This window comes from Mesorhizobium sp. M7A.F.Ca.US.002.01.1.1 (assembly GCF_004022955.1).
Lineage (GTDB): Bacteria > Pseudomonadota > Alphaproteobacteria > Rhizobiales > Rhizobiaceae > Mesorhizobium > Mesorhizobium ciceri.
The window spans coordinates 1-7,644 of record NZ_RZQE01000292.1; the positions used below are offsets into that span (position 1 = coordinate 1).

The 7,644-nt window shown below is 61.9% G+C and carries 6 protein-coding genes and 1 pseudogene; 2 read left to right on the top strand and 5 right to left on the bottom strand.

The window, feature by feature from the left end; all coding sequences use genetic code 11:
- From EN932_RS23865 to EN932_RS23880, 3 genes and pseudogenes are all read right to left on the bottom strand, one after another.
- A pseudogene (locus EN932_RS23865) lies at window positions 1-633 on the bottom strand (cobaltochelatase subunit CobT); the annotation flags it as partial.
- A 474-nt stretch (window positions 634-1,107) separates the two neighbouring features.
- A complete protein-coding gene (gene cobS / locus EN932_RS23875; RefSeq protein ID WP_013529367.1) occupies window positions 1,108-2,094 on the bottom strand; it encodes a cobaltochelatase subunit CobS in 987 nt (328 codons plus the stop codon).
- 123 nt (window positions 2,095-2,217) lie between these two features.
- Complete coding sequence (locus EN932_RS23880; protein ID WP_013529366.1) at window positions 2,218-2,847, bottom strand: J domain-containing protein; 630 nt, start codon at window positions 2,845-2,847, stop codon at window positions 2,218-2,220.
- Window positions 2,848-3,028: 181 nt separating this feature from the next.
- On the opposite strand from EN932_RS23880, the gene EN932_RS23885 reads away from it, so the two are divergent.
- Window positions 3,029-3,331, top strand: coding sequence for a BolA family transcriptional regulator (locus EN932_RS23885; RefSeq protein WP_013529365.1), 303 nt, complete (start codon window positions 3,029-3,031; stop codon window positions 3,329-3,331).
- Window positions 3,332-3,346: 15 nt separating this feature from the next.
- Here the strand turns inward: EN932_RS23885 and EN932_RS23890 are convergent, their stop codons facing one another.
- Window positions 3,347-4,900, bottom strand: coding sequence for an acetolactate synthase large subunit (locus tag EN932_RS23890; protein ID WP_127368489.1), 1,554 nt, complete (start codon window positions 4,898-4,900; stop codon window positions 3,347-3,349).
- A gap of 98 nt (window positions 4,901-4,998) precedes the next feature.
- Complete coding sequence (locus EN932_RS23895) at window positions 4,999-5,805, bottom strand: alpha/beta hydrolase (RefSeq protein WP_128369110.1); 807 nt, start codon at window positions 5,803-5,805, stop codon at window positions 4,999-5,001.
- 242 nt (window positions 5,806-6,047) lie between these two features.
- Between EN932_RS23895 and EN932_RS23900 the strand changes: the two genes are divergently transcribed.
- Window positions 6,048-7,644 (top strand): PrkA family serine protein kinase (locus tag EN932_RS23900; RefSeq protein WP_128369111.1); only part of this gene is annotated, 1,597 nt, incomplete at its 3' end.

Here is a 7,644-nt window from a genome sequence, read left to right on the forward strand (position 1 = left end):
CATCTCTCGCACGACCCGGGCGAACGCCTGCTGGTCGCCGAGCTTGGCCGACAATCCGTCGAGGTCGGCCTTGGCCTTCTCCTCGACCCAGGGGCGCCAGAGCTCGACCAGCCGCTCGCCGCTTTTCGGGACCGGACGGCCGGTCAGCTTCTCGCGCACCATCAGGGCAAGAGCTTCCTCGATCGGCGCGTCGGCCTTGTCCTTGATGTCGACGAGGTTGGCCTTGGCGTATTTGTCCTCCAGCATCGAACCGATATTGTCGGCGACACCCTGCATGGCGCGTGAGCCGATCGCCTCGACGCGGGCCTGTTCGACCGCGTCATAGATGGCGCGGGCCGCCTTGCCTTCCGGCGCCAGCTTGGTGTGGATGCGCACATCGTGGCAGGCGCGCTTCAGCGCCATGGAATCGCCGAGGCCGCGGGTGATCGCAATATCGGTCTTCGACGCCTTCTTCGGCAATTCGGGCAGACGCGCACGGCTGCCGGCGAGCGCCGGCCGGTCCTTGGCGAAACCGACTTCCAGTTCCTTGTCGCCGGCAATGGCGCGCATGCAGACGGTGACGGCACGCTTGAAGCTGTCGGCTTCAGAGCCCGTCTTCGACTTGTTGCGCGTGTTGTCGCCCGGACCCGCCATCATCTATCTCTATTGTACCGCTGGCCGCTGGCCAAGCTGAGTGCGCAGGAGGCCGATAATCTCTTCGACCGAGATCGTAAAATAGCCGCCTTTCCCACTGTCATATGCCTGTCTCCAATGACTGTATCCGTGGTCAAACCCGTCGGGAATTGGACGAACACCCTCAAGTTCAACCAGACTTTCTCTCAGTACGTCAGCCGCTACAGGGAGGTGAGGGATTGTTTGCAGCTGCTTTCCGTCATTAGGTATCGGCGCGTCAGAGACTGAGATCGATACGATCGGCTGACTTTCGCCTTCCAGATAATCGACAGCGCCTATGATCACACGCGAGGATACTGGTGTCGCGCCGTGATACGTCCAAGTCTGCCCAGGTTTGAGTGGTTGGTTCTGGGCCATGGCTGCCTGACTGAGACCAAAGCAGAGGAATACAAGACTCCATAGGAACGTCCGGTGGGTCGTTCCCATGGAGCGGTCTTACCCCAGGACCACGTTGGCGGCGCTCTCGGGCAGATCCTCGCCGAAGGCGCGCTGGTAGAACTCGGCCACCACCGAGCGCTCCAGTTCGTCGCACTTGTTGAGGAAGGTCAGCCGGAACGCCATGCCGATATTGCCGAATATCTCGGCATTCTCTGCCCAGGTGATCACCGTGCGCGGGCTCATCACGGTCGACAGATCGCCGTTGATGAAGGCCGAGCGCGTCATGTCAGCGACGCGCACCATCTTGTTGACGATGTCCTTGCCCTTGCCGTCGCGATAGTGCTTGGCCTTGGCCAGCACGATGGCGACTTCATTGTCGTGCGGCAAATAATTCAGCGTGGTGACGATCGACCAGCGGTCCATCTGGGCCTGGTTGATCTGCTGGGTGCCGTGATAGAGGCCGGTGGTGTCGCCCAGGCCGACCGTGTTGGCGGTCGAGAACAACCGGAAGGCCGGATGCGGGCGGATAACCCGGCTCTGGTCGAGCAGCGTCAGCCGGCCTGACGATTCCAGCACGCGCTGGATGACGAACATCACATCCGGACGGCCGGCATCATACTCGTCGAAGCACAGCGCGACATTGTGCTGGTAGGCCCAGGGCAGGATGCCGTCGCGGAATTCGGTGATCTGCAACCCGTCCTTGACCACGATCGCGTCCTTGCCGACGAGATCGATACGGCTGACATGGCTGTCGAGGTTGACGCGCACGCAGGGCCAGTTGAGGCGGGCGGCGACCTGTTCGATATGGGTCGACTTGCCGGTACCGTGATAGCCCGACACCATGACGCGGCGGTTGTAGGCAAAGCCCGCAAGGATCGCCATCGTCGTGTTCTTGTCGAACAGATAGTCCGGGTCGATGTCGGGCACATGCTCCGATGTCACCGAATAGGCCGGCACCACCATCTTGGATTCGAAGCCGAATTTCTCCTTCACCGACACCGTCGTGTCGGGCAGGTTGGCGATGTCGCGATCGACCTTGTTCATATCTCTCAACGTCTCCACGGGCGAAACGTCTGATTTCGCCGGCAATCGATTTTGTCCGGGGGCGGTCTTAAAGCCTTTTCCAACCTTATGAAAGTTGGAAAACGACACGAACCGTATGGTCGCTCAGCACAGGCCCGCCTGTTTGAGCACGCGATAGGCTTGCAGCACATCGCGGAACCGGTCTTCCGAACCTCTGTCGCCACCATTCGCATCCGGATGGTGTAGTTTCACCAGTTCCTTATAGCGCGCCTTGATCTCCTTGCCAGTCGCCTTTGTATCAAGACCAAGCGTTTCCAGCGCCTTGGCCTCAAGCGGCTTGGCCTTGCGCTCGCGCGCCTCGCGCGGATCCTTGGGTCCCTTGAACAGGTCGAACGGGTCGCGCATGCGGTTATAGTAGCCGGCGCGGCCGGAACGCATCTGGGCCATATCGGGCGACGACCGGGTCGAGGCCCCGTTGGCGCCCATCTTCCAGGTCGGCCGGTGCCCGGTCATGGCTTCCTTCTGGAAGCGCGCGACCTCGGTGTCCGGTACGCCGGAAAAGTAGTTGAAGCCCTTATTGTACTCGCGCACATGATCGAAGCAGAAGTGGAAATACTCACCCTCCTTCATGCGCCCGACCGGCGCACGATGGGTGCCCGCTTCCTTGCAGCCGTCCCACTGGCAGATCGGCGAGTGCGACTTCAGCTCCGCGTCCTTGTCGGGGCGGACGCGAATCTTCTCGAAATATTTGGGGTACGGCTTCATCTTACCCATTTATGGGGCGTTCGCAGATGCGAAACAAGAATTGACATTTTCGCGATCATCGCCCTAACCGCTGAATCGCGGCATAAAGCAGGCGAATGGCGGATTTTGTTGCGCGGCGGCGGCCCCTCGCGAAACCGATTTTCGGTTTCCAGGCCGAGACGCCAACGATATGTGGTGAAGGGAGATGGCGATGTCCATACAGGCGACCATGGAAGACAAGCTCAACAAGGCATTTTCGCCGGACAGGCTGGTTATCATCAACGAGAGCCATCTCCATGCCGGCCACCACCATCACGGCTCCGACCATCACGGCACTTACGACGGCACCGGCGAGACGCATTTTCGCGTCCGCGTCGTCGCTTCCGCCTTTGCCGGCATGAGCCGCATCGACCGTCACCGCGCCGTCAACGAACTGCTTGCCGACGAACTGAAGGCCGGCGTGCATGCGCTGGCGATCGAACCCGCGGCTCCCGGCGAAAAGACCCGCTGGTAGGTCGCTTCCCCGCGCTCAGAGCACCGCTTCGATGAGGAACGGCCCGCGCCGTGACAGCGCACTGTCCAGCAACGCGTCGAAGCGCTCGCACGTATCGGCGCGAGCCGCCTCCACGCCCATGCCTTTGGCCAGCGATACCCAGTCGAGCGAGGGATGGTCGAGGTCGAGCATGCGCCTGGCGTTCTCGCCGATGGCGCCGACGCCGACATTCTTCATCTCGCCATGCAGGATCGCATAGGTTCGGTTGGAAAACACGATCGTCACCACGTCGAGCTTTTCCCGCGCCTGCGTCCACAATCCCTGCACCGTGTACATGCCGCTGCCGTCGGCTTCGAGATTGACCACCTTGCGGTCGGGACAGGCGATTGCCGCCCCGGTCGCCATCGGGATGCCGCCACCGATCGATCCGCCCGTGCCCATCATGTAGTCGTGCGGCGCGGCAAAGGCCGACAGCGCGAAGAAACGCCTGGCCGAGGTGACCGCTTCATCGCAGACGATCGCATCGGCCGGCAGTTTGCGCGCCACCGAAAGTGCGACGGCATCTTCCGTCAGCTTGCCGTTCGGCGTTGCCTCGTCGGGAAAAGCGGCCGCCAGCACCTTGTGTTGCGACGGCTGGATGCCAAGTTCGTCGCGAAGCGCCTCCAGCGCCGCATGCAGATCGTCGCCATGGGCGGCCAATGTCAGCACCTCGCAGCCTTCCCGGACAAGCCGTCCCGGTTTTCCCGGATAGGCGAAGAAGGCAACCGGCTCCTTTGCGCCGACCAGGATCAGAACATCGACGTCGCTCAGCACAGCCATCGCCGCATCGACCGGATAGGGGATGCGGATCGGCGCGGCACGCCCGCGCCCGCGTTGCATCCGTGCGATCAGAACCTCGCCGAACAGCCGGACGTCGCTGCCCGCCGAGATCTGCCCGGCGATGGCAAGCGCATCGGCGCGAGCGGCCTTTCCGCGAACGATCATGCCGGCCCGGCCCGGAGCGGCACGGATCGCCGCGGCGACCTTGCGTACCGCGTCCATATCGACGGCCGGCGCTGGCACCAGCCTCACCTTGCCGGGCAAAACCGCCTCGACTTCGCCCCAGGCGGCATCCGCCGGCAGGATCAGGGTCGCGACGCCGGGTGGTGTCAGCGAGGCGCGAAAGGCCGCTTCAGCTGCCGGCACGACATCGGCCGGACCCTTGACGCGGCCGACCCAGTTGGACATCGGCGCCGCAAGGCTCTCGATATCGCTGGTGAGTGGGGCATCGAGCGGCAGATGGTAAGAGGCGTGGTCGCCGACGATGTTGATCATCGGGCTGAAGGCACGCCGGGCATTGTGCATGTTGGCCAGCCCATTGGCCAGGCCGGGACCGGTATGCAGCAGCGTCGCGGCCGGCCGATCGGCCATCCGCGCATAGCCATCGGCGGCACCCGTCACGACGCCTTCGAACAGCCCGAGCACGCAACGCATTTTCGGCTTGCGGTCAAGCGCTGCAACGAAGTGCATTTCGGAGGTGCCGGGATTGGCGAAGCAGACCGTCACATCATTGGCCAGAAGCACGTCACACAGGACATCGGCGCCGTTCATGCAATTCCCTCCCGCTCAAGATCGCAGAGCAGTTGCACCCGCGAGCACCTGCAGCAATGTCTTGCCGCTACTTTTGATCTAATCCAGTGCCGTAAAGATCAGCCAACCGTCGATTTCAGGAATGCCAGCGCGGCCGCGGTCAGCGCGTCGCCGTCCTCGCCGAAATCGGGATTGATCGACATATGCGTATAGGCGCTGCCGTCGAACAGCGTAACCTTGGTGCCCGTCGAGCGCAGGCGCTCGGCAAAGGCCTTGGAGTCCTCGCTCCGGCCCGATGCCCGCGAATAGGCGATGAAAGTCGGCGGGTGCTTGCGGCCGTCGACATAGCTGGCCGGCGAAAGTGCCGCCCATTGCGCGGGATCGGAAAAGACGCGGGCATAGGCCCGGACCATACCGCCATTTTTGGCAAGTGCTGCAAGATCATAGGCCCTGGTGTCGTCGAGGATGAGCGCGGCTATGCCCGGCAATCCGCCGCGCATGCCGGTCAGCGCAACCAGATGGCAGCCGGCCGAATGGCCCATGCCGACGATGCGGTTGGGATCGCCGCCATGCCGGGCGATGTTGGCCCTGATGTAGGCATAGGCCTTTTCGACGTCACCAGCCTGGGTGGCGACATTGGCCTGCGGCAGCATGCGGTAATCAATGGAGACGAAGCAGAAGCCGTTGGCGAGCAGGAAGGCCGGTTTGGCGTCCACCTGACTGCGTTTGCCAAACTGCCAGGTGCCGCCATGAACGAAAAACACGACCGGCAGGCCGATTGCACCATCGGGCGCGTAGATGTCGAGCTTGGCCGGCCCGTAGTCGAAGGTTTCTGGCGTGGGCCGGCGTGTTTTCCACGCGGCCGACGCTTCCAACGGCAGCATCGCCGCCATGGAGGCCATGATCAGGCTTCGTCGATCGATCATCATTGTCTCCTGGCAAAGCAAGACTGCACGCGGCCGCCCCAGCCGTCCAGTCAGGGGTTCGCAACACACCCGCTACCCGCGCTGAATACGGCTCCGCAACGAGCGCTTTGGTCTCGCGGAGTAGCCTCAATCCTTAAGATCGCGGCCACCTCTTCACATGAAGGGAACAAACGGTGCCCCCCGGCAGTTGAATGCGTGGTGAGCCGAATGGAAGCCACAGCGGCTCCGAGGGCAAAAGCATCATGCGAGAGAACCAGTCTGACGTCTTCGATCTCTTTTCGGAAATTTACACCAACGCGGCGCAGGAAGAGATCAGCATCCAGCAATATCTCCTTGCCTGCCGCGAGGACAAGTCGATGTATGCCTCGGCGCCTGAACGGATGGTCGAGGCGATCGGCGAGCCGAACCTGGTCGACACCAGCAAGGATGAGCGGCTCGGCCGTATTTTCTCCAACCGGACCCTGAAAGTGTACCCCTCCTTCGCCGATTTCTACGGCATGGAGGATACAATCGAGCGCATCGCCGGCTATTTTCGCTATGCGTCCCAGGGGCTCGAGGAGCGCAAGCAAATCCTCTATTTGCTCGGCCCGGTGGGCGGCGGCAAATCCTCCCTTGCCGAGCGGCTGAAGAAGTTGATGGAACAGCGCCCGATCTACACGCTGAAGGTCGGCAACCAGGTCAGCCCGGTTTTCGAATCGCCGCTTGGCCTTTTCCATCCCGATCGCATGGGCGACCTGCTGGAGGATAAATACGGCATTGCCCGGCGCCGCTTGAATGGGCTCATTTCGCCATGGGCGGCCAAGCGCCTCGACGAACTTTCCGGCGACATTTCCAAGTTCAGCGTCGTCAAGCTGATGCCGTCGCGACTGCGCCAGATCGGCATCGCCAAGACCGAGCCCGGCGACGAGAACAATCAGGACGTCTCGGCCCTGGTCGGCAAGGTGGACATCCGGCAATTGGAAAACTTCAGCCAGTCCGATCCGGACGCCTATTCCTATAGCGGTGGACTGAACCGGACCACCCAGGGCCTGCTTGAATTCGTCGAAATGTTCAAGGCGCCTATCAAGGTCCTGCATCCGCTGCTGACGGCTACCCAGGAAGGCAGCTACAACGGCACCGAAAATTTCGGCGCCTTTCCCTACCAGGGGATCATCGTGGCCCATTCCAACGAGTCGGAATGGCTGCAGTTCAAGAACAACAAGAACAATGAGGCTTTTCTCGATCGCATCCTCGTCGTCAAGGTGCCGTATTGCCTGCGGATAACCGAAGAGCGGCAGATCTACGAGAAACTGTTGCGGGAGAGCGAATTGGCCGCCAGTCCCTGCGCTCCAGAGGTGCTGGACATCCTCAGCCGGTTTACCGTCTCGACCCGCTTGGCCGAGCACGACAATTCGCCGCTCTACACCAAGATGCGCGCCTATGATGGCGAGAACCTCAAGGAAGTCGACCCCAAGGCAAAGTCGGTTCAGGAATATCGGGACGCCGCCGGCGTCGATGAGGGCATGGCAGGCGTCAGCACGCGCTTTGCCTTCAAGATCCTGTCGCAGACCTTCAACTACGACACCGAAGAGGTGGCCGCCGACCCCGTGCATCTCATGTACATCCTGGAGGAGGCAATCAAGCGCGAACAGTTTCCGAAGGAGACGGAAGCCGCCTATCTGGAGTTCATCAAGTCCGAGCTGGCCGCGCGGTATGCCGAATTCATCGGCCATGAGATCCAGAAAGCCTATCTGGAATCCTACAGCGAGTACGGCCAGAACCTTTTCGACCGCTACATCGCCTATGCCGACGCTTGGATCGAAGACCAGGACTACAAGGATCCCGACACAGGCCAGATCC

Bases quoted from the DNA above. Each gene is read 5' to 3' on its own strand.
- EN932_RS23885 (WP_013529365.1), top strand. From the start codon at position 3,029: ATGTCCATACAGGCGACCATGGAAGACAAGCTCAACAAGGCATTTTCG.
- cobS (WP_013529367.1), bottom strand. From the start codon at position 2,094: ATGAACAAGGTCGATCGCGACATCGCCAACCTGCCCGACACGACGGTG.
- EN932_RS23890 (WP_127368489.1), bottom strand. From the start codon at position 4,900: ATGAACGGCGCCGATGTCCTGTGTGACGTGCTTCTGGCCAATGATGTG.
- EN932_RS23895 (WP_128369110.1), bottom strand. From the start codon at position 5,805: ATGATCGATCGACGAAGCCTGATCATGGCCTCCATGGCGGCGATGCTG.
- EN932_RS23880 (WP_013529366.1), bottom strand. From the start codon at position 2,847: ATGGGTAAGATGAAGCCGTACCCCAAATATTTCGAGAAGATTCGCGTC.